At 60.0% G+C, this 23,938-nt stretch carries 23 protein-coding genes; 22 read left to right on the top strand and 1 reads right to left on the bottom strand.

All coding sequences use genetic code 11. From position 1 onward, the window contains the following. Nucleotides 1-81 precede the first annotated feature (81 nt). The 11 genes from phnC (at nucleotide 82) to HMPREF9452_RS04420 (ending at nucleotide 10,001) form a co-directional block, all read left to right on the top strand. Complete coding sequence (gene phnC, locus HMPREF9452_RS04470) at nucleotides 82-966, top strand: phosphonate ABC transporter ATP-binding protein (RefSeq protein ID WP_009140930.1); 885 nt, start codon at nucleotides 82-84, stop codon at nucleotides 964-966. Further along, nucleotides 963-1,799, top strand: coding sequence for a PhnE/PtxC family ABC transporter permease (locus tag HMPREF9452_RS04465; protein WP_009140929.1), 837 nt, complete (start codon nucleotides 963-965; stop codon nucleotides 1,797-1,799). The genes phnC and HMPREF9452_RS04465 overlap by 4 nt, the downstream gene beginning before the upstream one ends. After that, nucleotides 1,799-2,677 (top strand): PhnE/PtxC family ABC transporter permease, encoded by an 879-nt coding sequence (locus tag HMPREF9452_RS04460; RefSeq protein ID WP_009140928.1) that lies wholly within the window; start codon nucleotides 1,799-1,801, stop codon nucleotides 2,675-2,677. Before HMPREF9452_RS04465 ends, HMPREF9452_RS04460 begins: the two co-directional genes overlap by 1 nt. A 63-nt stretch (nucleotides 2,678-2,740) precedes the next feature. Continuing rightward, complete coding sequence (locus HMPREF9452_RS11255) at nucleotides 2,741-3,220, top strand: phosphonate C-P lyase system protein PhnG (protein WP_009140927.1); 480 nt, start codon at nucleotides 2,741-2,743, stop codon at nucleotides 3,218-3,220. Further along, nucleotides 3,217-3,990, top strand: coding sequence for a phosphonate C-P lyase system protein PhnH (gene phnH / locus HMPREF9452_RS04450; RefSeq protein ID WP_009140926.1), 774 nt, complete (start codon nucleotides 3,217-3,219; stop codon nucleotides 3,988-3,990). Before HMPREF9452_RS11255 ends, phnH begins: the two co-directional genes overlap by 4 nt. Further along, complete coding sequence (locus HMPREF9452_RS04445; protein ID WP_009140925.1) at nucleotides 3,978-5,126, top strand: carbon-phosphorus lyase complex subunit PhnI; 1,149 nt, start codon at nucleotides 3,978-3,980, stop codon at nucleotides 5,124-5,126. The genes phnH and HMPREF9452_RS04445 overlap by 13 nt, the downstream gene beginning before the upstream one ends. Then, entirely contained in the window at nucleotides 5,116-5,970 is an 855-nt protein-coding gene (locus HMPREF9452_RS04440) for an alpha-D-ribose 1-methylphosphonate 5-phosphate C-P-lyase PhnJ (protein WP_009140924.1), read from the top strand. The genes HMPREF9452_RS04445 and HMPREF9452_RS04440 overlap by 11 nt, the downstream gene beginning before the upstream one ends. Continuing rightward, the gene (locus tag HMPREF9452_RS04435) at nucleotides 5,971-6,888 is read left to right on the top strand and encodes an ATP-binding cassette domain-containing protein (RefSeq protein ID WP_009140923.1); all 918 of its coding nucleotides are present in this window, start codon (nucleotides 5,971-5,973) and stop codon (nucleotides 6,886-6,888) included. A gap of 93 nt (nucleotides 6,889-6,981) precedes the next feature. After that, entirely contained in the window at nucleotides 6,982-8,262 is a 1,281-nt protein-coding gene (locus tag HMPREF9452_RS04430; RefSeq protein ID WP_009140922.1) for an alpha-D-ribose 1-methylphosphonate 5-triphosphate diphosphatase, read from the top strand. Then, entirely contained in the window at nucleotides 8,259-9,023 is a 765-nt protein-coding gene (locus HMPREF9452_RS04425; protein ID WP_009140921.1) for a phosphonate C-P lyase system protein PhnL, read from the top strand. The genes HMPREF9452_RS04430 and HMPREF9452_RS04425 overlap by 4 nt, the downstream gene beginning before the upstream one ends. 81 nt (nucleotides 9,024-9,104) lie before the next feature. After that, a complete protein-coding gene (locus HMPREF9452_RS04420) occupies nucleotides 9,105-10,001 on the top strand; it encodes a PHP domain-containing protein (RefSeq protein ID WP_009140920.1) in 897 nt (298 codons plus the stop codon). Here the strand turns inward: HMPREF9452_RS04420 and HMPREF9452_RS04415 are convergent. Continuing rightward, the gene (locus HMPREF9452_RS04415) at nucleotides 9,994-11,433 is read right to left on the bottom strand and encodes a D-alanyl-D-alanine carboxypeptidase family protein (RefSeq protein WP_009140919.1); all 1,440 of its coding nucleotides are present in this window, start codon (nucleotides 11,431-11,433) and stop codon (nucleotides 9,994-9,996) included. The genes HMPREF9452_RS04420 and HMPREF9452_RS04415 overlap by 8 nt on opposite strands. A 151-nt stretch (nucleotides 11,434-11,584) precedes the next feature. Between HMPREF9452_RS04415 and HMPREF9452_RS04410 the strand changes: the two genes are divergently transcribed. The 11 genes from HMPREF9452_RS04410 to htpG all read left to right on the top strand — a co-directional run bounded on the left by HMPREF9452_RS04410 (nucleotide 11,585) and on the right by htpG (nucleotide 23,793). Then, the gene (locus tag HMPREF9452_RS04410) at nucleotides 11,585-12,286 is read left to right on the top strand and encodes a response regulator transcription factor (RefSeq protein ID WP_009140918.1); all 702 of its coding nucleotides are present in this window, start codon (nucleotides 11,585-11,587) and stop codon (nucleotides 12,284-12,286) included. 135 nt (nucleotides 12,287-12,421) lie between these two features. Beyond that, complete coding sequence (locus tag HMPREF9452_RS04405; protein ID WP_009140917.1) at nucleotides 12,422-13,783, top strand: ATP-binding protein; 1,362 nt, start codon at nucleotides 12,422-12,424, stop codon at nucleotides 13,781-13,783. A gap of 129 nt (nucleotides 13,784-13,912) precedes the next feature. Further along, nucleotides 13,913-15,352, top strand: a complete 1,440-nt coding sequence (locus HMPREF9452_RS04400) for a sensor histidine kinase (protein WP_009140916.1) — start codon at nucleotides 13,913-13,915, stop codon at nucleotides 15,350-15,352. A 299-nt stretch (nucleotides 15,353-15,651) separates the two neighbouring features. Next, nucleotides 15,652-16,515 carry a phosphate ABC transporter ATP-binding protein PstB gene (gene pstB, locus HMPREF9452_RS04395; protein ID WP_009140915.1) on the top strand — a complete coding sequence of 288 codons (864 nt, stop codon included), beginning with the start codon at nucleotides 15,652-15,654 and terminating at the stop codon, nucleotides 16,513-16,515. Nucleotides 16,516-16,688: 173 nt separating this feature from the next. After that, a complete protein-coding gene (locus tag HMPREF9452_RS04390; protein ID WP_009140914.1) occupies nucleotides 16,689-17,369 on the top strand; it encodes a response regulator transcription factor in 681 nt (226 codons plus the stop codon). A gap of 15 nt (nucleotides 17,370-17,384) precedes the next feature. Further along, nucleotides 17,385-18,800, top strand: coding sequence for a sensor histidine kinase (locus HMPREF9452_RS04385; RefSeq protein WP_232205016.1), 1,416 nt, complete (start codon nucleotides 17,385-17,387; stop codon nucleotides 18,798-18,800). A gap of 203 nt (nucleotides 18,801-19,003) precedes the next feature. Then, nucleotides 19,004-19,663 carry a YveK family protein gene (locus tag HMPREF9452_RS04380; RefSeq protein WP_009140912.1) on the top strand — a complete coding sequence of 220 codons (660 nt, stop codon included), beginning with the start codon at nucleotides 19,004-19,006 and terminating at the stop codon, nucleotides 19,661-19,663. A gap of 3 nt (nucleotides 19,664-19,666) precedes the next feature. Continuing rightward, entirely contained in the window at nucleotides 19,667-20,458 is a 792-nt protein-coding gene (locus HMPREF9452_RS04375) for a CpsD/CapB family tyrosine-protein kinase (RefSeq protein WP_009140911.1), read from the top strand. Nucleotides 20,459-20,465: 7 nt separating this feature from the next. After that, on the top strand, nucleotides 20,466-21,101 hold the full coding sequence (locus HMPREF9452_RS04370; protein ID WP_040362318.1) for a tyrosine-protein phosphatase: 636 nt from the start codon (nucleotides 20,466-20,468) through the stop codon (nucleotides 21,099-21,101). A 53-nt stretch (nucleotides 21,102-21,154) separates the two neighbouring features. After that, the gene (locus HMPREF9452_RS04365; protein ID WP_009140909.1) at nucleotides 21,155-21,646 is read left to right on the top strand and encodes a GNAT family N-acetyltransferase; all 492 of its coding nucleotides are present in this window, start codon (nucleotides 21,155-21,157) and stop codon (nucleotides 21,644-21,646) included. Between the two features lie 122 nt (nucleotides 21,647-21,768). Beyond that, a complete protein-coding gene (htpG, locus tag HMPREF9452_RS04360; RefSeq protein ID WP_009140908.1) occupies nucleotides 21,769-23,793 on the top strand; it encodes a molecular chaperone HtpG in 2,025 nt (674 codons plus the stop codon). Nucleotides 23,794-23,938: the final 145 nt, after the last annotated feature.

Below are 23,938 nucleotides of genomic sequence, written 5' to 3'. Positions count from 1 at the left end.
TTGGCCGAGTGTGCGGGCAATGCGAAACCGCGCGCCCGGCCTCCTATTTATTGTCGGCAGTTCCAAAGAAAGGGGAGCGCCATGACGCAGCATGTGCCGCTTCTGAAAATCACGGGGCTTGGCAAAAGCTATGATGGGCCGCGCGCGACCGGCCAGCGTCATGCCCTACAAGGCGTCGACACCACTATCGAGGCCGGCGAATTTGTTGCGGTGATCGGTCCGTCCGGCGCGGGTAAGTCGACGTTTTTGCGCTGCATCAACCGTTTGATCGAGCCAAGCGAGGGCAGCGTGGTTTTTGAGGGCCGCGACATCACGCATCTTCGTCGCGGCGACCTGCGCGCAGTCCACACCAAGATCGCCATGATCTTTCAAAATTACAACCTGGTCTACCGGCTGTGCGCCATCCAAAACGTGTTGCACGGACGCCTTGGCTACAAGAACGCCCTGGCGGGGGCTTTGGGTCTGTATACCGAGGACGAGAAAGCCCGGGCTTTCGAGCTTTTGGACGAGGTGGGGCTGGGCGAGTTTGCCTACCGCCGCGCCGACCAGCTCTCTGGTGGTCAGAAGCAGCGCGTCGGCATTGCCCGCGCATTGATCCAAGACCCAAAGATCATTTTGTGCGACGAGCCCATCGCTAGCCTCGACCCCAAGAGCAGCCGCATGGTTATGGAACACCTGTGCCGCGTGACCAGGCAGCACGGCATCGCATGCGTGGTGAATCTGCATCAGGTTGACTTTGCATTGGAGTTCTCGGACCGCATCATCGGCCTGCGCGAGGGCGAGAAGGTTTTCGAGGGCACACCGGACGAGGTGACGCCGCAGGTTATCGCCCGCATCTACGAGGGTGATGAGGAAGCCCTGGTCGATGTCGAGGTAGCCGGTCCCGCACCGCTTGCGTCCGGCGTGCCCGTTGCGGACGTTTCGGCGGTTGGTGTTGGCGCCACGGCTCCTGGCGGTGCGCAATGAGTACCGTCGATGCCGCGTGCCCAAGCGCCTGCTCGCGCGCTTCCGTTGATCTAGGGTGGTTTCGCCGCCGTCAGCTCATCACCATCGGCGGCGTAGCGCTTGCCGTGGCGGTGTTCCAGCTGGGTGCCTCTATCTGCGACTTCAGCTTGGCCTACGCGTTGACGTCCGTGCCCGCCGCGCTTGCATGGATGCTGCAGAACTTTATGCCCACGGCATCTTCTTTGGGCGAGCTTGGCTACGTGTTGGAGCAGACGGTCTCCACTGTGCTCGATTCCGTGGCGGCGACGGTGATCGCTGCTATTTTGGGCATAGTCTTGGCCGTGCTTGGATCGCGCACCGTCGGCGTGGAGTGGGGGCCGGTTCGCGGTATCATTCGCGCCTTTGCAAGCGTGGTGCGCAACGTCCCCATGGTCGCATGGGCGCTGCTTCTCCTCCTCTCGTTCAAGCAAAACGAGTTCACTGGGTTTTTGGCTCTGTTCCTTACCACGTTTGGCCAGCTTACGCGCTTCTTTTTAGATACATTTGACGAGATTCCCACGGGACCCGTTGAGGCTCTGCGGGCGTGCGGTGCGAGTTTTTGGCACGTGGTGTTTCAGGCGGGCTTGCCGCTCGCCGCGGCGGACCTTATGAGCTGGATGCTTTATATGGTCGAGACCAACATTAGGTCCGCAACGCTGATTGGCCTGCTTACGGGCACGGGCATTGGTTTTGTGTTCCAGCTGTACTACAACTCGTTTCGCTATGACTGCGCCGGGTTGGTCATTGTGCTGACCATCGTCTTGGTGCTGGCGATCGAGGCCGTCTCAAACGTGGCGAGGAGGTCGATGATCTAATGGCGGGCATGCAACTCACGCAATCGGCGGCGGCCGTGGTCGAGCGCGACGCTCGCGGGCGCCTGCGCACGTCCTCGTCCAAAGGCGCCAACCGCGCCATTCCCATCACCCTTGCGGTGTTGGCGGTGCTTACGGTGCTTACATTTGCGCGCATGCAGTATGGAGCGGTGGACTTGGGCCGGGCGGCGCTGCAGGCGCTGGCGGACGCTAGGGCCATGTTCTTGCAGCCCGCTCTCGACCCGCCGTACGGAGCAAGTCACTTTACCTGGGAAACCGTGGCGCAAAGCACGGTCATCACGTTGGCGGTTACCGTGGTGTGCACGCTGCTTTCCGCCGTGGTCTCGTTTTTGCTTGCTTTGGCGGCAAGCGAGAATCTGTCCAGCCCCGCGGTTTCCAACGCGGTTAAGGCCGTGGTTGCGGTTATCCGCGCCATCCCCACCATCCTGTGGGTGCTGGTGTTTACCGTGGCGATCGGCTTGGGGTCGGAGGCCGCCGTCTTGGGCATCTCGCTGCACTCCATTGCCTATCTCACCAAGAGCTATTCGGAGAGTTTCGAGGAGATCGACGGCGGCGTGATCGAAGCGCTGCGCGCGAGCGGCGCCGGCTTTTGGCAAACCGTGTTCCAGGCAGTGCTGCCGGGCACTATTACCAAGTTGTTGAGTTGGACGTTCATTCGCTTTGAGATCAACTTTACCAACGCGGTCGCCGTGGGCGCGTTTGCAGGCGCGGGCGGGATTGGTTTTCAGCTGTACCAAGCCGGCACGCGCTATTACAACCTGCATGAGGTGGGCGTGATCGTCTACGTGTGTATCTTGGTGGCGTTTGCGCTGGAGCTTGTCTCGGTGCGCCTGCGTCGGCGCTACATCATCAACGACTAGTAATAACGCTTGTGCGGCCGCAGTTGCCGTTGTGCACGGGCAATCCTTATGAAAGGGGACCGCGTGATTAGCAGGAGAAAACGGACCGAAGCGCTTGTTGAGGGCGACCCTTTGTTGGCGGCCAAGCTGGCGCGCATGATCGAGGAGCAGCTTCGCGTCGAGGTGCTGTCCGCCCCGCGCCAGGGTTTGGTGATGTGCGAGGTCCGCGACACGGCCCGCTGCTCTCGCTTCTATATGGGCGAGGCCCTCATGACGGAATGCCGTGTGCTCGTAAGCGGTCCCGGTGCGGGTCAAGAGGCCGAAGGCTTGGGCGCGGTGCTTGGCGTGGACGAGGGCCTGGCCTACAGCCTCGCCGTTATAGACGCGGCATGCGCGCTGCCGGGTTCCCTGGAGTGCCGCATCCAGCTTGAGCAGTACATAGAAAACGCTTGGCACAGCCTGTGTGAGGCGCGCTCTGCGCAGGATGCGCAAACGCTTGCCTCTCGCGTGGCGTTCGATGAAATGGGAGGACAGGACATGAGCGTGCAGGCGGTGGCGAAATGACAACTTCTACGGCGCGCTTTGAGCGCAACGCGGATGCCGATCAGCAGGCTTTTAGGCTGCAGGCAACCTTTAGGGTGCTGCTCGACGCCATGGCTCGTCCCGGTGAGGTGCAGCGGCTTTTCGGCCTGGCGGATGAGGCCGCGCTAGCGGCGCGCGCGGGGTTGATGCCGGCGACCATGCTGCTGGCGGATGCGTTGCTGGATTCTGCAACAAGCCTGGCGGTGACGGGCGAGGAGGGGACGCGCGCGGAGCGTTTGCTGGTGCGTCGGTTCCATGCGTGCGCTCGCGACCAACGCAGCGCCGCCTACGTGGTTGTTCCCGTGAGCGTTCGCGGAGACGTGGCGGCCGCGTGCGTGCAGGGCGTGACGGCCGGAACGCTTGAAGCCCCGCACCTGGGGGCGACGTGCATTGTCGAGTGCTCGACCTTGCTGGGGCGCGGGCGCGATGGGACCGTCACGGGCTCCTCGTCCAACGCTTCTCACGTCGCGCCAGACCAGTATGGCGAGCCGGGATCCGTGGCGGCGGCGGTCGCAAGCGCTCAAGCTGCCACGGAGTGGCGCATAACGGGCCCGGGCGTTGACGGGTCCGCCGTTATCGCCTGCGACCGCGGCGACGTGCTGCGGGCGCGCGTGGAACGTGAGGATGAGTTTCCCTGCGGAATCGATGTGGTGCTGGTCGACGGCGCGGGCCACGTGATCGCGATTCCGCGGTCCAGTGCAATCGAGTGCGCAGGCGCGCTTGAAGATGGGGGTTGTTCATGGGATATGTAGCGGTGAGCGGGGGCGAGCAGGCAATTGCGGCGTCGCTTGACCTGCTTGAGCTGCAGCGAGTCTCGACGCACCGCGCGCTGGATGCAGACGACGTCGCTCGCAGCTTGCCGTGTTTGGTCGAGCAGGTTATGAGCGAGGGCTCGCTGTGGGCGCCGGATATCGCGGCGCTTGCGGTAAAGCAGGCGCGAGGATCGGTCGAAGAAGCCGTCTTTCTGGTCCGAGCCTACCGTTCCACGCTGGAGCGCCTGTATACCTCGCGCACCATCGATACCGGCTGCATGCGCGTGAACCGTCGCATCTCCGCGGCGTTCAAGGACATAGAGGGCGGCCAGGTGCTGGGTGCCACGCGTGACTACAGTCATCGACTGATTGATTTTGGCATTGCGGATGAGGACGATGGTGACCTGCGCGAGACCGCTCGGGTTTTGCGGGAGCGCCTTGAGCAGGTGGCGCCGCCTGTGGGCGAGGAATCGCTAGAGGCTGTGCCCAAGGTGTTGGATTATCTGCGCCATATTGGGATGACTCCCACCTTTGAGCAGGATGATACGGAGCCCGTGGACATTACCAAGACGCCGCTGGCGTTTCCCGCTCCCCGCAGCGTGGTGCTGCAAGCGCTCACGCGCGGGCTCACGCAGGCGGTGGTCGCCATAGGCTATGCGGCGATTCGCGGTTTTGGCCTGTCGCATCCAACGGTGGGGGAGCTGCGTCGCGGAGATGTGCCGGTGACCATCGCGTCTGCGGACTCGGACGCGGCAAGCGAGGATGACGCCTATTACCTGGGAAGCATCCCCGTAGTTGAGGTGGAAAGCCTCATTGTCTCTGACGAAGTGGTCGATGGCCGCCACGTAAGCTCGCTCGACGTGGGCTATGGCCTGGTAATGGGCGGGGATGAGAGCAAGGCGATCGCCATGAGCGTGCTTGATCACAGCCTGCGGGCAGATGATGTGCGCTACCCCACGCAGGACCAGGAATTTGTTCTTACCCATATAGACGGGGTGGAGGCCACGGGCTTTATCAGCCATCTTAAGCTGCCCCACTACGTCACGTTCCAAAGCAAGCTGGATTCCGCCTTGCGTTCCAGGCGCAACGGCGGCCCGGCGCAAGATCTTCAAAACGAGGTCGCCCATGCAAAATAGCTACAACTTTGCGTTTTTGGACGAGGGTTCCAAGCGCGAGATCCGCCGCGCGATCCTCAAGGCGGTGGCCATCCCCGGCTACCAGGTGCCTTTCGCCAGCCGTGAGATGCCCATTGGGCGCGGCTGGGGTACGGGCGGTCTGCAGGTGACGTTGTCTTGCATCGGTCCTGCCGATGTGCTCAAGGTGATCGACCAGGGCTCGGACGCAAGCGTCAACGCGGTGTCTATCCGTACGTTGGTGCAGCAGACCACCGGAGTTGCGACCACCACGTCAACGCAGGAGGCCACGCTTATTCAGAGTCGCCACCGCATACCCGAGCGCCCGCTTACCCGCGACCAGCTTATGGTGCTGCAGGTGCCCACGCCCGAGCCGCTGCGCACCTATGAGCCGCGCGAGACCGTGACGCGCCGCCTGCACGCGGAAGCGGAGTACACCGGCGCCTACCTAGAGCTGTTTGAACAGATTGTGCGATACGGAACAACCACTACCGGCGCAGACCATCCTGTGATGGTGAACGGGCGCTACGTTATGGCGCCCAGCCCCATTCCGCGCTACGACAACGGCCGCCTTAACAATGCTGACAACCTCTTTTTGTTTGGCGCCGGCCGCGAGAAGAAAATCTACGCCGTGCCGCCCCACACCAAGGTGGAGTCGCTCGCCTTTGACGACTACCCGTTTGTGCGCGAGGACTTTGAGGGCAAGCGATGCTGCGTGTGCGGTGCCACGGGCGTGTTCATGACGCAGACCGTGGACCCCGCCACCGGCGAGCCCGCATGGCAGTGCTCTGATACCGACTATTGCTCTAACCACGTTGCACACCACAGGGAAGGCGGGCGCGCATAGATGGATAACGTACACAACGGCGCGAATGGCGCCGCGGCCGCGGCGGGCCGGCAGCTGCCTGCAACCGTGACCAGGAGATTTGAAGATCTGCATCCCGTATTGCGGGTTAATCACCTGGCGAAGCGCTATGGCGAGGGTTGCGACTATTGCCGCAACGTCAACGCTCCCCTGGAGCGCAACATCTGCCCCAAATGCGGCACCGTGCACGCCGTGCGCGACGTTTCGCTCGAGGTTCATCCCGGCGAGATCTTGGGTATTGTGGGCGAAAGCGGATCGGGAAAATCGACCCTCATGCAGTGCCTGTATTTTGACCAGCAGCCCACGTCGGGCGATATGCGCGTCTCGGCCTTTGACGGCGGCGCTGCCAATTGCTTCGAGGTGTCGCGCCAGCAGCAGCGCTATATTCGCGACCGCATCTTTGGCATGGTGTACCAAAATCCCTACCTGGGCCTGCGCATGAATTTCTCCGCGCTGTCAAATATTGCGGAGAAGCAGATCGCCGCCGGCTCGCGCGAGGTGGGGCAGATGGTCGACCGCGGGCGCGAGCTGCTTGAGCGCGTCAACATTCCGGTTCGTCGCGAGCAGGAGGCGCCCCGCGCGTTTTCCGGCGGCATGCAGCAGCGCGTCCAGATCGCCAAGGCGCTCTCCAACCGTCCGCCCCTGCTGTTTTTGGACGAGGTCACCACGGGGCTCGACCTCTCCGTGCAGGCTCGCGTGCTCGATTTGATTTTGCAGCTGCGCCGCGAGCTGGGAGTCTCCATGGTGGTGGTAAGTCATGACTTGGGTGTCATCCGCCTGCTGGCGGACCGCACCATGGTGATGCTGGACGGCCGGGTGATCGAGCACGGCCTTACCGACCAGGTGATGCAGGACCCGCAGCACCCCTACACGCAGGAGCTTGTGTACTCGCTGCTGTAGCACGGGCGAGACGCAAAAGGCCGCCGGGTACGGGCGCCCGCCCCTTAAATCGTCCAAAACGCTTAGCTACCTATATTTGGAGGAACTAAGAGCATGTATGTAATTCGCAACGGTATCATCGTCCAACCGGACCGCCTGCTCTTTGGGTACGAGCTGGTGGTCGATGCCGACCGCATCGCCGCCATTCAACAGCAGGGCACGCTTGAGGCGGAGCGCGCCGGCGCCGGCGTGATCGATGCGCACGGCGGCTACGTGGTGCCGGGCCTGGTCGATATTCATTCTGACTATATCGAGGGCGTTATCTCTCCGCGCCCCACCGTTCTCATGGATTTTCCCACGGCGTTTTTTGAGGCCGAGCGCGAGCTGTTGGGCCATGGCATCACCACCATGTACCACTCGCTCTCTGCCTATGGGCGCGATGTGATGGACACAAAGCCGGTGCGAGCTTGGGAGAATACGCAGCGCATCATGGCCCTGATCGCCGCATCCAAGCGCACCGAGGGGCGCAATGCCCACCTTATTAGGCATCGACTGCATTTACGTCTTGAGATCGACAACGTGGGCGTGGTTGAGGACGTCGCCCGCCATATCGCCGCCGGCGAGGTGGATGAGCTGAGCTTTATGGATCACACGCCTGGCCAGGGCCAGTATCGCGACTTGGAGATCTGGCGCCGGTCGGTTCGCAGCGACCGCGAGCTCTCTATGGAGGACGCCCTGGAGGTTGCAAAGGCTTGCGAGGAGTCGCCCAAGATTACGCTGGACGCGCTGACATCGCTCGCCAGCCTGGCGCGCGAGCACGGCGTGCCCGTTGCCAGCCATGACGACGACACGGTAGAGAAACTGGAACTGATGCAGCAGCTGGGCTGCACTATCTCGGAGTTCCCCATTAGTCTGGAGGTCGCTGCCGAGGCGCGTCGTCGCGGCATGAGCACCGTGATGGGCACGCCCAACATCTTGCTGGGCAAGAGCCATTCTGGCAATCTGTCTGCCAGCGAAGCGGTTCGCGGGGGCGTGGCGAGCTGTCTGTGTTCGGACTACTATCCCACCGCTATGCTGCAAAGCGCATTTGTACTGCACCACACCTTTAAGCTGCCGCTTGAAGAGGCCTTTGCCATGCTCACTATCAACCCGGCGCGCGCCGTGGCGGCAGATGACCAAATTGGAAGCCTGGAAGAGGGCAAGAAAGCTGACGTACTGGTTGTGCGCGAGGTCGAGGAGGGGCAGCATAGCTACCCGGTGATCACCATGGCAATGGTCGACGGCCGCGTGGTGTCTCGTACCTGGTACCCTTCGCTGCCAAGCATGTCCGCGCGTTTCGCGACCGATGCCGCGACCGTGGAAGAGACGCTTGTGGACGAGGGGGTGCGCGCATGAGCGGAGCGAAGTCTTTTGCGGGGGCGTCCGCCGCGGTGCCAGCCTCAACGCCGCTGCTTGATATCCAAGACGTCAGCAAGGGGTTTACCCTGCATGCCGCCGGGCGTCGCGTGAGCGGTTGCGAGCACATCTCGATGCGCGTGGGCCATGGGGAGTTCGTGGGCGTGACGGGGCGCTCGGGTTCGGGCAAATCGACCATTCTCAAGTGCATCTACCGCACCAATCTGCCCGAGTCTGGCAAGATCCTGTATGATTCCGCTGCGTTTGGCGTGGTCGACTTGGCGACGCTGGATGAGCGGCGCATGATTTACCTGCGCAATAACGAGATTGGCTACATCAGCCAGTTTTTGGATTGCGTTCCGCGCACTACGGCTCGCCAGATCGTTCGCGCCAGCGCGTCAGAGGCGTTTGAGGACGAGGAGGCGATCGAGTCTGAGACCACGCGCATGCTGGAACATTTCGATTTTCCCAAGAACCTGTGGGATCTGTATCCCAACACGTTTTCCGGCGGCGAGAAGCTGCGCTTGAACATCGCCCGCGCTATGGTACGTCGTCCACGCTTTTTGCTGCTGGATGAACCTACCGACAGTTTGGACAACGCCAGCAAGGCGAAGGTGCGCGAGCTGATCGAGCAGCTTAAGGCGTCCGGTACCACTATGCTTGGCATCTTTCATGACCTTGAGTTTATGGAAGGCGTTTGCGATCGCGAGTACAACATGCAAGCAGGCGGGTTTGTGGCGGGGAGTTCTGTAGCAGAATAACGGTGACGACCGGCTCCCGTCTGTGCGGGGTGCCGGGCGGGCGCCCAGGGAGTGACTGGAAAGCGATTGGGGAGGATTCACATGGCGATGGAATACGGTAGTCCGGCGGGAACGCTCGACCTACATATGCATAGCGTGTATTCAGATGGGTCGGAGACGGTCGAAGGGCTGATCGCTGCCGCTCAAGGTATGCGGCTGGCGGGCATCGCCGTGACCGATCACGATTGCCTGCGCCAGCTTTCGTCCATTCGCGCCGCCGCCCGCGGTGCTGCCGTGCCCGTGTTGGCGGGTGTTGAGGTGTCTGCCATGGATCCCGCAACGGGGCACAAGTTGCACGTGCTGGCGTACGGCCTTGAAGCCACGCCCGCCGGCGACGGCCCGCTTGAGCGTATGGTGGACGCCACGCTTTTCGCCCGCACGCAGTTGTCGCTGTGGCAGGCGTGGACCATTATGCGCGCCGGTGAGACGTTTGACGGTCGCGAGCTATCGCTAGACGAGGCCATCGGCGTGGGATCTCGCAGCACGGGCTTTTATCGGCAGCATCTTATGGAGGCGTTTTCGCATCTGCCCAATGCGGACGAGCGACACCAGGCGTGCGTGAAGCGCCTTTTCAAAGGCGGTGGTATCGCCGACCGCACCGTCGACTACCCTGCGGCGGAAGATGCGGTTCGTGCGATCCGCGAGCAGGGCGGTGTCGCCGTGTTGGCGCATCCGGGCCAGATGGATTCTTGGGCCGCGGTGCCGGGGTTGGTGCGCGCGGGCCTTCAGGGTATAGAGGTGCACCATCCGGATCACAGCTTGGCAGATGTCGAGCGCGCCCGCCGGGTCGCGGCGGAATACGGCCTGTTTGCAACCGGCGGTAGCGACTACCACGGTACCTTTGGCAAGCCCAAGGCCGTTGGCTGCCGGTATATTGGCGCGGATGAGGCGGGCGAGCGCGTCTCCCGGCTTTTTGAGGACGAGGTTCGCCTTAGCTAGCGGGCTGCGCGGCGGCTGCGGCGTCGCTGTCGCTGGCGGCGTTGTTGTCAGCGCCAACGGCGTCAAGATCCTGCGGGTCGACGGGTTCTATAAGCTCTTGGTTTTGAGCCGTGGCGTCCTCGCCCAAAACGGTGCGTACTAAACGGTCGAGCTGGACCATAAGCCAGTCGATGCCTTGGGGTGCGGATTGGTTCTCGGCGGCGACAAGCTCGGCGCGCGCGACCTCGCGGCCCTGCTGGCTCAGCACCAGTTCGCCCACGGTGTCGCCGCGCTTTACGTCGCCCTGCACCCGGTCGATGTCAAGCGCGGCCTCCACATCGCCTGCCAGGCTAAACAGCGAGATCGCCTGCTCGGGATCTGCAAGCGTGACGTCGACGGTCTTGTCCGTCCAGTCGTCATGGGCGGCGCGGCCCACCAGCGGCGTGCCCTCGGCGGTTACGGCTTGCGTGCGGCTGCTGGCAACGGGGTAGCTAACCACGTGGTCGTAGTACCAGTTGGCCAGGGTGCGGGTGTCATCCCAGCGGGTGTCGCTGGTCTCGCTGCCCAGTACAACGGTGTAGATCTCGCCGCCCGTCTCTCGGTTGAACGCGCCAACAAAATTGGAAAGGGCGATGTAGGTGCCGCCGGTCTTGCCGCCAATGTTGCCATCCTGCCCCAATATCTCGTTGCGCTGCTTAAGCTCTATAGTGCGCTCGCTTCCGTCCGCGCTGGTGACGGTGATGTGGTTATCGGTGTCCGCTACAATCGAGCGGAACGCCTCGTTTTTCATCGCGTGGGCAAACATGGTTGCCACGTCGCGCGCGGTCGAGTGGAAATCGCCCTCCCAGCCATCGAAGTCCAGGCCATGGGGGTTGGCGAAGACCGTGTGGTCCATGCCCAGCTCCGCCGCCTTGGTGTTCATGGCGTCGATAAAAGTCTGGTAGGGGTCATCGCTTTGCGGGTCGATGAGCGCTCCCACAGACGTTGCGATCGCCATGGCGGCGTCATTGCCAGACGGCATCATAAGGCCCTTGAGCGCCTCGGAGAGGGGGAGCTTGTCGCCCTCTTTAAGGTCGGCGGTCGACTGGCCAACGGTGGCCGCACGTTGGTCTACCGTTATGGTGTCATCAGATTGGGCATTTTCAAGCGCGATGATGGCCGTCATGACCTTGGTGAGCGAGGCGATCTTTACCTCCGCGTCGGCATCGCGCTCAAAATAGGCTGTTCCGTCCTGGCCAACAACAATCGCGGCGGCGGCAACAATATCGGGCTGATCTTCCGCTGCGCGCGCTTGCTCCGCATAGGATGCGCCGCAGATGATATCCGTGTCGCGGACGTCCGCATAGGCAGACGGCGCCGTCAGCGCTCCCACAAGCGCAAGGGTTGCAGCGGAGGCAAGGGCGCGAATGCGGAACTTACGGGGGCGATGCGGCGGTTGTCTGTGTTTGAGCATGGTTTCCACCTTAAAAGAATGTGACCCGGCGGTGCGGTTGCGACGCCGCGCGCAAATGAGTGTAGACTGGCTAAAGATGAGTATACCTGCTGCCATGCGATTAATCGGGGGTCGCGTTGGCGCCAGACGGATAGCCCAAAGGGGAGGTCGCATGGACGCGCATATCCTTGTTGTCGATGACGAGAAGACCATTACCGACCTGGTTGGAATCTATTTAAAGAACGAGGGCTACCAGGTAACGCTTGCCTACACGGGAGCGGATGCGGCGCGAGAGATCCTGACAAACGAGTTCGACCTGGCGGTGCTGGACATCATGCTGCCGGACGTCGACGGCTTCGAGCTGCTGCGCACCATCCGCAACAACCATACGTATCCCGTCATCATGCTGACCGCGCGAGACTCGCAGACTGACAAGATCGAGGGCCTCTCGCTGGGTGCGGACGATTACGTGGTCAAGCCCTTCCGCCCGCTTGAGCTGGTCGCCCGCGTCAAGGCGCAGCTCCGTCGCTACACCAAGTACGGAGCCCGCGGCCAGGCAGAGGAAGAGGCCTCTGAGATCGGCTTTAACGGACTTGTCATCAACCGTGATTCGCGTAGCGTGATGGTGGACGAGAAGCCGGTGCGCTTAACGCCGCTCGAGTATTCCATCTTGCTGTATTTGGCTGAGAACCGCGGGCGCGTGGTGCCGGTCGCGGACTTGTTCCAAGCGGTGTGGGGCGAGGAGTTCATGTCCTCGTCCAACAACACGGTGATGGTGCATATCCGCCATCTGCGCGAGAAGATCGGCGACGACGCGCAGAGCCCGCGTTTCATCAAGAACATCTGGGGCGTCGGCTATACCATCGAGGGATAGAAAAACCGCAGGTAAAAGACTATATAGCAAGCAATCGTGCGTAGTATTGCATCAGGGATTGCACCAAATCTTGCAACGTAGGATTGCAAGATGTATACAAATCTTGCAACGTAGCGTGGCAAGATTGGACGTCTCATGAACTCGATAATTGCTGAGAAGATCCAGGATTTCTTCGACACAGGCATTCCCGAGGTGTTTGAGCGGGACCTTGACCTGGGTGCCGTGCAGCCTCCTGCACGTGGCAATCTTGCGATTGTGGTCGCGGGCGTTCGCCGTTGCGGAAAGACATATCGTCTCTATCAGGAAATGCATCGCATTGTTCAGGCGGGATACAGTTTCGACAATATCCTCTACTTCAACTTTGAGGACGAACGCCTCAGGCCATATGATTCGCAGCTCCTGTCGAAGGTTCTCGACACGTTTTATGCCATGCGTCCGCAAGCGAAAACAGAGGGCGCGTTCCTATTCTTTGATGAGATCCAAGAAGTGCCCGAATGGGGAGCTTTCTTGCGCCGCGTTATCGATACGCAAAAAGCGACAATGTACGTTACCGGTTCCTCGTCCAAAATGTTGTCAACGGGCTTGGCAAGCGAGTTTCGAGGACGTTCGCTAACTCGCGAGCTGTACCCCATGAGCTTTGGGGAATATGCGCGTTTTCGCGGCGTACGGGCAAAAGGCACGGGCGCCGGCGCGTCCATTGTGTTTGGCAGCACGTTGTCCGCCCAGTTGCGAAACCTCTTGCCCGAGTACCTTGAGCGAGGAGGGTTCATTGCCGCGCAAAATCTTTCTCCGGCAGATAGAATCTCTCTGTTGCAAGAATATGCCTACCGCACGGTCAACATGGACGTTGTAGAACGTTATGGAGTTCGCAACCAGGTGGTGGCCTCTCGGTTTCTAACTCGGTGCCTTGCCTCATCTGGCAGAGAGCTGTCGATCAATAAACTTGCGGCGCAGTTTAAGAGCGCCGGCGTGTCGACGTCTAGGGCGACGCTCTCTAATTTACTCTCGTATTATCAGGAAGCTGATCTGGTGTTCGAGCTCAACGAGTTTTCGCGTTCGCTTGCGGACAATACGCGATCGGCCTCAAAGGTGTACGCCATCGACCCGGGAATGCTTATGGCGTTTTCGCCTTCAGCAAGCAGGGATGAGGCGCAGCGATTGGAGACCGCCGTCTTTAATAAGATGAAAAGGGTTAACGTGAGCCCCAGGCATGGCTCCCTTTCGCGGCTGCTGGTAACTGAGTCCGGCGCGATACGCCATGAAATCGACTTTGTGGTCGGCGGCCCTCTTATGGGCGAGGCGTATCAGCTTGTCCAGGTGACATGGGACATGTCAAATGAAAAGACCCGTGCGCGCGAAATCTTGGGCCTGCAGGCGGGCATGCGCTCGCTAGGTGTACCCGAGGGTTGGATCGTTACTATGGACGAGGAGGACGAGGTTGCGTTTGAGGGCGGAGTCGTTCACATTGTTCCCGCGTGGAAGTGGTTGCTAGATTAGCTATGTGCGCACCGCGAGCTTAAGCAAGTCTTTTGTACACATGGACGCGAGCGCTCAATATACTCGATACCAAGATTAAACGCCCGAGTGCCCGTCACATCGGCGCTCCCATGTCTATAGGGGTATCCCATGGCTAAAAAGCACGGGGACTGCGCGCCCATCAATCCCATAACGGGTCGTCCGAATGATCCGGATGCGCCCGGTCCCAACACGCCCGGTCAAGCTGGCGCCGACGCAACCACGGCATCTACACCTGCCTCCAATCCATCTTTTGCCGCGGGCTCCGCGCAGTCTCAGGTGCCGGCGGCTCCGCCCCAGGACTTCGCGTGGGCGGGGGACGGCGTTGACCAGCGGGTGGACGATGCCATCCAGAAAGTACGCCGCGTGTTCGAGAGCCGCATCGTCTCTTGCGTGGTGCTTGGCCTGCTGCTTATCGAGTTGCTCGGCCTTGAGAACATCCTTATCGCGATGGTGGCGTTTGTGGTGGGGTACATGCTCATCGAGCGCTTTGTCAACGTCCGCCGCACCGTTACCATGGGCGGCATCGCCTGGCTGTCCATGCTGTTCATAGGTTCCCTTGTGACGCGGGCGGCCGGTCCGCTGTTCCTCAATATCGAGTACTTCTTCATGTTCTGCGGCTTCTTTTTGGCTCTTGCCATCTGCGGCAGCTTTTTTGCCGGACGGGCCATGTTTAACTTTGGGCGCGACCGCGGTCGCGAGGATGCGGACCGCGCCATCGCTCGGCACATGGTCGATCGCCTGGTGGACCACCGTGACAGTTGGGATAACTTGGATGGCGACTATCTGGAGGTCGAGGGCGCTATCAACCGGGTCCGCGAGCGCGAGCGCCAAAGCGCCCAGGCGCTGACCGATGAAGCGCGTCGCAAGGACGACCTGGTTACCTATCTGGCCCATGACCTCAAGACTCCGTTGGCAAGTGTGGTGGGCTATTTGTCGCTGCTGCAGGAGGCGCCCGATCTGCCCGCGGAGCAGCGCGTGCGTTTTACGGGGGTTGCGCTGGACAAGGCGCATCGCCTGGATGCTCTTATCGAGGAGTTCTTCGACATCACCCGTTTCGATTTCCACGATATTGTTCTTACGCGCGGCTATGTCGATCTGGGCCTCATGCTTGCCCAGGTGGCGGACGAGTTCTACCCCATCTTGTCCGACCAGAGAAAAGACGCCTCTATCGAGGTCGAGCCCGGGCTTACCGTGCTGGTCGATGGCGACAAGATGGCGCGCGTGTTCAATAACATCATGAAGAACGCCATAGCTTATAGCTATGAGGGCTCGACCATTCGGGTGAGCGCGGACCGAGAGCAGGATGCGGCGACGGGCGCCGCCTGCGTGCGCATACGCTTTGAGAATCAGGGAGACCCCATTCCCGCGCCAAAGCTCAAGGTGATTTTTGAGAAGTTTTACCGCTTGGATGCCGCACGTGCGACAAATCGCGGCGGTGCCGGCCTTGGTTTGGCCATTGCGAAGGAAATCGTAAACGCCCATGGTGGAGCTATTGAGTGCATATCGACTCCCGAGCATACGGTCTTTACTATTACGCTCCCGGAATGAGACAATACACGAGAGGCCAACCGGGCTATTCCGACTAATAGTTCCAAGGTGGCCGTAGGTGGATGTGGACGAGGAGAACCTGCCGCGGGCGTGCGCGCCCGCAAGCTTGGTTGACACGGCCTGCGAGCCGGTTGGGTTTCAGGCATCGCGCAGCCTTCTTGTTCACCTCTGCCCGGGACACAAGGGGCCTTCGGGCCCTTTTCTCGTTGACATTACAATGCCCTAACAATTGCCTTTCACCTGCATGAAGTGTGCCACGTACCATCTGATGAGCTAATAGGCTCATGAGGAGGTAGCGAGTGGAAAACAACGAGCAGGAGTGGACGGACGCGGTCGCGGCGGCGCGTGCGTTTGAGATGGGGGAGTCCGTGGCGTCTCCGGTATATGCGGATAAGGCGCCCGAACCTCAGCATGATGTTCGCCTGGGCGTGGAGCATCTGGACCTGTTCTACGGCGACCACCATGCGCTTAAAGACGTCAATATAGCCATTCGCGATCGTGAGATCACGTCGTTTATCGGTCCGTCCGGCTGCGGCAAGTCCACGCTGCTGCGCTGCTTCAACCGAATGAACGATAGCGTTAAGGATTGCCGTATCGAGGGCTCCATCACGCTGGACGGCGCGGACATCTACGCGGACTACAACGTGACCCGTCTGCGTCAGCGCGTGGGCATGGTTTTCCAGCGCCCCAATCCGTTTCCCATGAGCATCTACGATAACGTGGCCTACGGTCCTCGCGGTCTTGGTATCAAGGATCGCGATGAGCTTGATGGCTTGGTCGAGGAGTCTCTGCGCCGCGCGGCGCTGTGGGACGAGGTAAAGGATAAGCTCAAGAGTTCCGGACTCGGTCTTTCCGGTGGTCAGCAGCAGCGCCTGTGCATCGCCCGCGCGCTTGCCGTCAAGCCCGAGGTCCTGCTTATGGACGAGCCCACCTCTGCTCTCGATCCCATCTCTACAGTTATGATTGAGCAGCTGGCAATGGAGCTCAAAGAGCATTACACCCTGGTTGTTGTCACGCACAACATGCAGCAGGCGTCTCGTATTTCCGACTCCGTGGCGTTTTTCCTGTTGGGCGAGTTGGTTGAGCATGCTGAGACCGGTGAGCTGTTCCGCAATCCGCGAGATACCAGGACTCAGGATTACCTTACCGGCCGCTTTGGCTAATCGACCGAGTTCGCACCGATTGCGGAGTCGCTTTTGATGACATGCACGCTGCCTTGTTATCGGCGCGTCCGGCACGGTGTATGATTGGTCGCATAACAAGTGTGGGCAGTTGACGGGCGCCGAGGCCTTGATGGGTCTGCGGCGCCACACGATATCCGCGGGAGGCGAGCGGCATGATCTATTACGTTGAGGACGATGACAACATCAGGGGTTTGACACTATATGCCCTGCACCAGCAGGGTATCGAGGCGGAAGGGTTCTCGTGCGACAGCGAGTTCAAGGCGGCGGTGGCAAAGCGCGTGCCGGATGCCGTGCTGCTCGACATCATGCTGCCGGACACCGACGGCCTTGAGATCCTTCGTCGCTTGCGCTCGTCTTCGGAGACTGCAACGGTTCCCATCATGATGCTGACCGCAAAGGACACGGAGCTCGATAAGGTTGTGGCTTTGGACGGCGGCGCCGATGATTACCTCACCAAGCCCTTCTCGTTGATGGAGCTTACGAGCCGTTGCCGTGCACTGCTCCGTCGCGGTGGCATGACCAAAAAGACCTCCGACATCCTGACTCTGGGCGGCATCTCTCTATCTCCCAGCCATCGTCAGGTTGTGGTCGACGGGCAGGAGGTCAAGTTGACCCTGCGCGAATTCGACCTTCTTGAGTACCTTATGCGCAAGCCGGGCGTCGTGTTTTCCCGTGAAGCCCTGCTGCAAAGCGTGTGGGGGTGGGATTTCGATGGCGGTTCGCGTACCGTTGATGTCCACGTGCAGACGCTCCGTCAGAAGCTGGGTGAGCGCGCCGGTTGCATCGAGACGGTGCGCGGCGTCGGGTATCGCCTGGCTGACAGCGCAGAGTAGTTCGGGGCGTTGATTGTGACCACTCGCCATTCGCTTTCTCAACGCGTTTTCGCAACCTTGTTCATAATGGCCGTCGCGGTCATCGCGGTGTTCACCGTCGCGGGCACGTTGTATCTGCAGGGGAATCTTGCCGATTCCACTCACGAGGAACTGCGCGAAGAGACCGACGTGGTGGCGGCGGCGCTTAACCAGGCAAGCGATGACTATGTTCTCCTCGACCAAATCGAGCTGGGCGATACGCGCGTGACGCTGGTCGCCGATGACGGCACCGTTTTGTACGATAGCGATGAGAGCCCCTCCGACATGGCGAACCACGCTGATCGCCCGGAGATCGCCGAGGCGTTGGCGGACGGCGACGGTATATCAGAGCGCTCCAGCTCTACTATGGGCGAGACCATGCTGTACAACGCGGTGCGCTTGGACGACGGCAGCGTGATACGCCTCTCCAAGCGACAAGAGGGCTATATCTCCATCTTTTTCACCCTCCTCATTCCGCTTTTGTGCCTGGGCGCCGTGGCGGCGCTGCTTGCGTGGGCGGCCGCCAGCCGCGAGGCCAAGGCGATCATCGCCCCGCTTGAGCTGGTCGATCTCGATCATCCCAAGCGCAATATGGAAAATGCCTATCAGGAAATGGTGCCAATGCTTGAGCGCATCGAGAATCAGCGCCAGGAGCTCAAACGCCAGATGCGCGTGCTCGCTGACAACGACCGCATGCGTCGCGAATTTACTGCCAACATTACGCACGAACTCAAGACTCCGCTTACCGCAATCTCTGGCTACGCGGAGCTTATTGGCAGCGGTATGGTGGCAAGCGAGGATGACCAGCGTGATTTCGCCATGCGTATCTATAAGGAGGCGGGGCGTCTCACCTCGCTGGTTAACGATATCCTTACCCTGTCTAATTTGGACGAGGCCGAGCATAGTGCCGATGCCGCCGCTGCGAGCGTGCTGGGCACTCGAGAGCCGGTGGACCTGCCCCGCATGCTCGACTCCGTATATCAGAGACTTGAGGGCGTCGCCGCCAAGCAGGGGGTACTGCTGACCGTTTCCTCCTGCCCCGCGGTGGTCGAGGGCGTGCCGCGCCTGTTGGACGAGCTGGTCTACAACTTGGCGAGCAACGCGATTCGCTACAACAAGGCCGACGGCTCCGTTCTCTTGGCCTGCGGGCTCAATAGCGATGAACGACCCTATATTCGCGTATCGGATACGGGCATCGGCATCGCGGAGGAGGAGCGTGAGAAGATTTTCGAGCGTTTCTACCGCGTGGATAAGAGTCGTTCGAAAGCGCGCGGGGGGACCGGTCTGGGGCTTGCTATCGTGAAGCACGCGGCCGTGTTCCATAATGCCGAGCTAAATGTGGAGAGCAAGTTGGGTGAGGGCACGTGCATTACCGTTACGTTCCCCGAGGCATTCAAAGTCTCTTCGTTTTAGTTCATAAAAAGCGAGGCCGCCCCCTTTCGCTCGACATTATGCGCTGCTAGACGAATTTGCTTTTAGCCATGAGAGCGAAGGTTTCGTAAAGAACAACATTCTTTCGGTGAATGCGATAGAATGTCAAATTAGTCGCAATAGCAATTAGCTTCTTGTTACACCAATTTATGTGCGGGGGCATTTTTGAAAGGTAACGGCTCTTTATGACGCTGCTCGAGTTATTCCAACTTCTGCGGAAGCATATTAAGCTGCTCGTTGTGTTGCCAATCGTGTGTACAGTTGCCATGGCGGGCGTTAGCTTTTTCATGATGGAGAACACCTATACGGCAAGTACGAGCATGTACATCCTTGCTCGCGAGTCATCTGCTGGCGGATCCACCAACTATACCGACCTCTCCGCATCCCAGATGCTGGCGAATGACGTCGCCACGCTGCTGCAGAGCGACGTCGTCCAGGACGGTTCCGCTAAAAAACTGGGTCTTAAGAGCCTGAACGGCTATAAGGTGTCCGTTTCGAGCGAGACCACGTCGCGTGTCATTACGCTGAGCGTTACCGGCAAGGATGCCGAGGGTGTCGCCCGCGTTGCGAACGCTATCGCAGAAGAGGTCTCTGAGGTTGCGCAAAACGTGCAGATGGCTCAGAGCGTCAATGTGATCGATCGCGCCGACGCCCCCACATCTCCCAGCGGCCCCAACCGTACTTTGTATGTTGCCGTCGCGTTTTTGGCAGGACTGTTTGCCGCGGTTGCGATTATCGTACTTATCGATATGCTGAACACGCGCGTCCGCAGCTCTGAGGATGCCGAGGACCTCCTTGGCATCTCTGTCATTGGCCGTATCCCGGTTCTTAAGGACGGTAGGTAATCCATGGCGTTGAAAAAGAGGGCTGGCAACGATCGCCGCGCTGTTCAGAATGCAATGAAAACCTTGCTTGCCAACATTCGTTTTGCAAGCGTAGATAAGCCCATCCAGACCCTTGCGGTCACCTCGTCCAAACCTAAGGAGGGCAAGTCGACCACGGCATGCAATTTGGCTCGAGCAATTGCATCGAGTGGTGCTAGCGTGGTTTTGGTCGAGTGCGATATGCGTCGTCGCAGCCTGGCGAATATGCTTGGCGTCCACTCGTCTGGCGGCATCTACGCCGTTCTTTCCGAGCAGGCAACGCTTGATGAGGCGCTGGTTGAGGTCGATCAGCCCGGTATGTTCTTCCTTGACTGCGAGCCGCATATTCCCAATCCGGCTGACCTGATTGCCTCCCGTCGTTTTGCAGACCTAATCAGTCAGCTCGAGAACCGCTTTAATTACGTGGTTGTCGACACGCCGCCGGTGGGCGCCTTTGTCGATGCTGCCGAGATTGGCCAGCTGGTTGATGGCGTTTTATTTGTTATTCGCGAGAACTATACCAGGCGCAAGGAGGTTGTGGACGCTGTCGCCCAGCTTCGCAAGGCAGAGGTTCATATTATCGGCACGGTGATGAATTGCTGCGAGAACATTGGTAACGAGTATTATTACTCGTATTACTCCAAGGACGGCTCTCATCATAAGTCCAGCGCGGGCCAGCCCGATCCCGTGGTTGATGGCGTGCTGAGCGCTCCGGTAAAGCTTGAGCCCGCTTCGCGCGCCAAGCGCCCCAGCGGCAGCCGCTTCGCAAAGCGTTAACGCGGCCGTGCGCGATATACATTGCCACATTCTCCCGGGTGTCGATGACGGCGCCCGGGATTTGCATGAAAGCTTAGATATGCTGCGGTCGGCAAAGAAGGCGGGTATAACCCGTATTGTTTGCACGCCCCATTGCCGGGACCCCTACTTTAATTATGCGGCCATGTGGAATGCCTTTAGGCTCCTACAGAGCCGTGCCGGGGGGTTCCCCTTGCAGATGGGCTTTGAGGTCAACTATGCAAAGCTGATGGACTTGGGCCTTGATTACGCGCGCTACCTTCACTTTGATGGCAGCAACGAGCTGCTGCTGGAGCTTTCTCGCGGCGCCACCAAGTACGACTTTGTGGAGTACGAGCGCACCATCTACGAACTCCAGGGTAGGGGCTATCAGATTATCATCGCCCACCCAGAGCGCTGCCGGGCTATCCAGCAGGATATCGAGATCGCTCAGCGCTTGGTTTCGATGGGTTGCAAGCTTCAGGCTTCGGCTGACTTTATAGCTGGCGGCAGATTTGGCAAAGAGAAGCGTCCCGCGCTTAAGTTGCTCAATGCCGGCTTGTATGATTATGTGGCAAGCGATGCCCATAACGCCGGCCATTACCGCTACTTCAAAAAGGTATGCTTGCGCTACGTCGAGCGCTAGTGTCTAGGGCTTCGCGCTGCTTTTGGTTATTGTGCTGCGGCAAGGAGGCCCAGATGGAACTGACCGTGCGCTTTGATGCGCGAGATGCGGCGTTTGATGTGCGCAAGCGCGTGTTTATGGACGAGCAGGGCTATGAAAACGAGTTCGATCAGATTGACGACGATCCCCGGTGCATTCATGTGACGCTCTACGTTGATGGCGAGGTCGCTGGCTGTTCCCGCGTGTTTCCCGAGGAGCTGGAGAGGGCGGCTGCACTCGATGCCCCCAAGTCTCCCGCTTGCGAGTTCGATGAGGGAATTGGGGCTTCTGAAACCTACTTGCTGGGGCGCGTGGCGGTTCTGGGCGAGTACCGGCGCCGTGGCCTCGCGAGCGAGATAGTGCGTGCGAGCGATGATGCGGCGCGTGCCGCCGGCGCTCGTTTGGTCAAGCTGCATGCGCAGGAGTGCGTGCGCGACTTGTACGCGAAGATGGGATACACCCAGATCTCCGACGTGGATTATGAAGACGAGGGCCAGCCCCATCTTTGGATGGCAAAGCGGCTTTAGAGATTATCTAAGTCTTTATCGCTTAGGTTTTATGAGCGCGAATGTGGGTAGTATAGAATCCGTTAATGTATAGGGTGCCTCAGCAAGGTTTGTGGGCGCCCGCTTTATGGAGGGATTCTCGCATGCGCCAGTTTAAGACGGAGAGCAAAAAGCTGCTCGACCTCATGATCAACTCGATCTATACCAACAAGGAGATCTTTCTTCGCGAGTTGATCTCCAACGCGTCGGACGCCGTGGACAAGCTCAACTTCAAGAGCCTGACCAATTCCGATATCAAGCTAGACTCCAACGACCTGGCTATCAGAATCTCGTTCGACAAGGACGCGCGCACGTTGACCGTTTCCGATAACGGCATCGGCATGACCGCGGAGGATTTGGAGCGCAACCTGGGCACCATCGCCCATTCGGGTAGCGAGGAATTCAAGCAGGAAAACGCCGAGAGCCAGGGTGGTGATGTCGACATCATCGGCCAGTTTGGTGTGGGCTTCTACTCTGCGTTCATGGTCGCATCCAAGGTTCGCGTTGTGAGCCGCGCCTTTGGCGAACAGACGGCGCACGTGTGGGAGAGCGACGGCCTTGAGGGCTACACCATCGAAGATGGCGAGCGCGCCGAGCACGGCACCGATGTCATCCTGACCATTCGCGAGAACACCAAGGGCGAGAACGGCGAGGCGGGCGAGAATTACGACACCTACCTTACCGAGTGGGGCCTGCGTGACCTCATAACCCGCTACAGCAACTACGTGCGCTATCCCATCCAGATGATGGTAAGCAAGAGCCGCGAGCTTCCTCGTCCAGAGGATGCCGGCGACGACTATCAGCCCCAGTATGAGGACTACCAGGAGCTCGAGACCATCAACTCCATGACGCCCATTTGGAAAAAGCGCAGCTCAGATGTTGAGCAGTCCGATTATAACGAGTTCTACAAGTCGACTTTCCATGATTGGGACGATCCCGCGCGCACCATCAGCTTCCATGCCGAGGGCTCGCTCGAGTACGATGCGCTGCTGTTCATCCCCGGCCGCGCCCCCTTCGACCTATACAGCAAGGATTATCAAAAGGGCCTCTCCCTCTACAGCTCCAACGTCATGATTATGGAGAAGTGCGCCGACCTGTTGCCGGACTACTACAACTTTGTGCGCGGTGTGGTGGATTCCGCCGATATCTCGCTCAACATCTCTCGCGAGACCCTGCAGCAGGACCGTCAGCTGCGTGCCATCGCCTCGCGCGTAGAGAAGAAGATCACCAGCGAGCTCAAGGCTATGCGCGACGATGATCGCGAGACCTACGAGGCCTTCTTCGAGAACTTTGGACGCGGCCTCAAGTTCGGCATCTACTCCAGCTATGGTATGAAGGCTTCCGAGCTGGCAGACCTGCTGCTGTTCTGGAGCGCGCGCGAGAACAAGATGGTGACGCTGGCGGAATACGCCGCGACCATGCCCGAGGGGCAGAAGGCGATCTATTACGCCGCCGGTGACGACCGCGAGCGTCTGTCCAAGATGCCCGTGGTGAAGGGCGTGCTCGATCGCGGCTACGACGTGCTGCTGTGCACCATGGATGTGGACGAGTTCACCTTCCAGGCCATGCGGACCTATCACGCCTGCGGCCTGTCCAAGGTCTACGAGGACGAGGTGGCGCGCGAGGCGGCTGCCAAGGCGGTGGCCGACGGCGCCGAGCCTGAGGTGGAAGATCGCGACATCGAGTTCAAGAACGTTGCGACCGGCGATCTTGATCTGGCAACCGAGGATGAGAAGAAGGATGCCGAGGAGGCTACGCGCGAGCACGGCGACCTGTTCGAAGCCATGAAGGAAGCCCTTGGCGATAAGGTGGAGAAAGTCGCCGTTTCGGCCCGTCTGACCGATGCCCCGGCCTGTATCACCACCGAGGGTCCGCTGTCGCTTGAGATGGAAAAGGTTTTGGCTCGCGGTCCCGAGGCGGGTACCGAGGGCATGCCCAAGACCGTCCGCGTGCTGGAACTCAACGCTAAGCACCCGGTGTTCGAGAAGTTGGTGGCCGCTAAGGAGGCGGATGACACTGAGAAGCTCTCCCTGTACGCGGGGCTGCTCTATGACCAGGCACTGCTGGTGGAGGGTATCTTGCCTGCCGATCCCGTTGCCTTTGCTCAGAATATCTGCAGCTTGATGTAGATTGCTTCTTGGCGATGTAGTGCCGAGCGAACAGAGGGCTTCGCAGCTCATATACGAGTTGCGGAGCCCTTTTTGGTGGATTAAGGCTTTCTGAAGGGACATGCTTTGGCCTTCTATAATTATGTGGAGCTGCCGGTTTGGCTGC

Origin of the sequence: Collinsella tanakaei YIT 12063 (assembly GCF_000225705.1) — a bacterium.
GTDB classification, from domain to species: Bacteria; Actinomycetota; Coriobacteriia; order Coriobacteriales; family Coriobacteriaceae; genus Collinsella; species Collinsella tanakaei.
This window is presented reverse-complemented; position numbering and strand designations above follow the sequence as displayed.

Coding starts and splice junctions, on each gene's coding strand:
- HMPREF9452_RS04430 (WP_009140922.1), top strand. CDS start 6,982: ATGTATGTAATTCGCAACGGTATCATCGTCCAACCGGACCGCCTGCTC.
- HMPREF9452_RS04460 (WP_009140928.1), top strand. CDS start 1,799: ATGGCGGGCATGCAACTCACGCAATCGGCGGCGGCCGTGGTCGAGCGC.
- phnC (WP_009140930.1), top strand. CDS start 82: ATGACGCAGCATGTGCCGCTTCTGAAAATCACGGGGCTTGGCAAAAGC.
- HMPREF9452_RS04415 (WP_009140919.1), bottom strand. CDS start 11,433: ATGCTCAAACACAGACAACCGCCGCATCGCCCCCGTAAGTTCCGCATT.
- HMPREF9452_RS04400 (WP_009140916.1), top strand. CDS start 13,913: ATGGCTAAAAAGCACGGGGACTGCGCGCCCATCAATCCCATAACGGGT.
- HMPREF9452_RS04445 (WP_009140925.1), top strand. CDS start 3,978: ATGGGATATGTAGCGGTGAGCGGGGGCGAGCAGGCAATTGCGGCGTCG.
- HMPREF9452_RS04365 (WP_009140909.1), top strand. CDS start 21,155: ATGGAACTGACCGTGCGCTTTGATGCGCGAGATGCGGCGTTTGATGTG.
- HMPREF9452_RS04410 (WP_009140918.1), top strand. CDS start 11,585: ATGGACGCGCATATCCTTGTTGTCGATGACGAGAAGACCATTACCGAC.
- htpG (WP_009140908.1), top strand. CDS start 21,769: ATGCGCCAGTTTAAGACGGAGAGCAAAAAGCTGCTCGACCTCATGATC.
- HMPREF9452_RS04425 (WP_009140921.1), top strand. CDS start 8,259: ATGAGCGGAGCGAAGTCTTTTGCGGGGGCGTCCGCCGCGGTGCCAGCC.
- HMPREF9452_RS04435 (WP_009140923.1), top strand. CDS start 5,971: ATGGATAACGTACACAACGGCGCGAATGGCGCCGCGGCCGCGGCGGGC.
- phnH (WP_009140926.1), top strand. CDS start 3,217: ATGACAACTTCTACGGCGCGCTTTGAGCGCAACGCGGATGCCGATCAG.
- HMPREF9452_RS04405 (WP_009140917.1), top strand. CDS start 12,422: ATGAACTCGATAATTGCTGAGAAGATCCAGGATTTCTTCGACACAGGC.
- HMPREF9452_RS04380 (WP_009140912.1), top strand. CDS start 19,004: ATGACGCTGCTCGAGTTATTCCAACTTCTGCGGAAGCATATTAAGCTG.
- HMPREF9452_RS04465 (WP_009140929.1), top strand. CDS start 963: ATGAGTACCGTCGATGCCGCGTGCCCAAGCGCCTGCTCGCGCGCTTCC.
- HMPREF9452_RS04375 (WP_009140911.1), top strand. CDS start 19,667: ATGGCGTTGAAAAAGAGGGCTGGCAACGATCGCCGCGCTGTTCAGAAT.
- HMPREF9452_RS04420 (WP_009140920.1), top strand. CDS start 9,105: ATGGCGATGGAATACGGTAGTCCGGCGGGAACGCTCGACCTACATATG.
- HMPREF9452_RS04390 (WP_009140914.1), top strand. CDS start 16,689: ATGATCTATTACGTTGAGGACGATGACAACATCAGGGGTTTGACACTA.
- HMPREF9452_RS04440 (WP_009140924.1), top strand. CDS start 5,116: ATGCAAAATAGCTACAACTTTGCGTTTTTGGACGAGGGTTCCAAGCGC.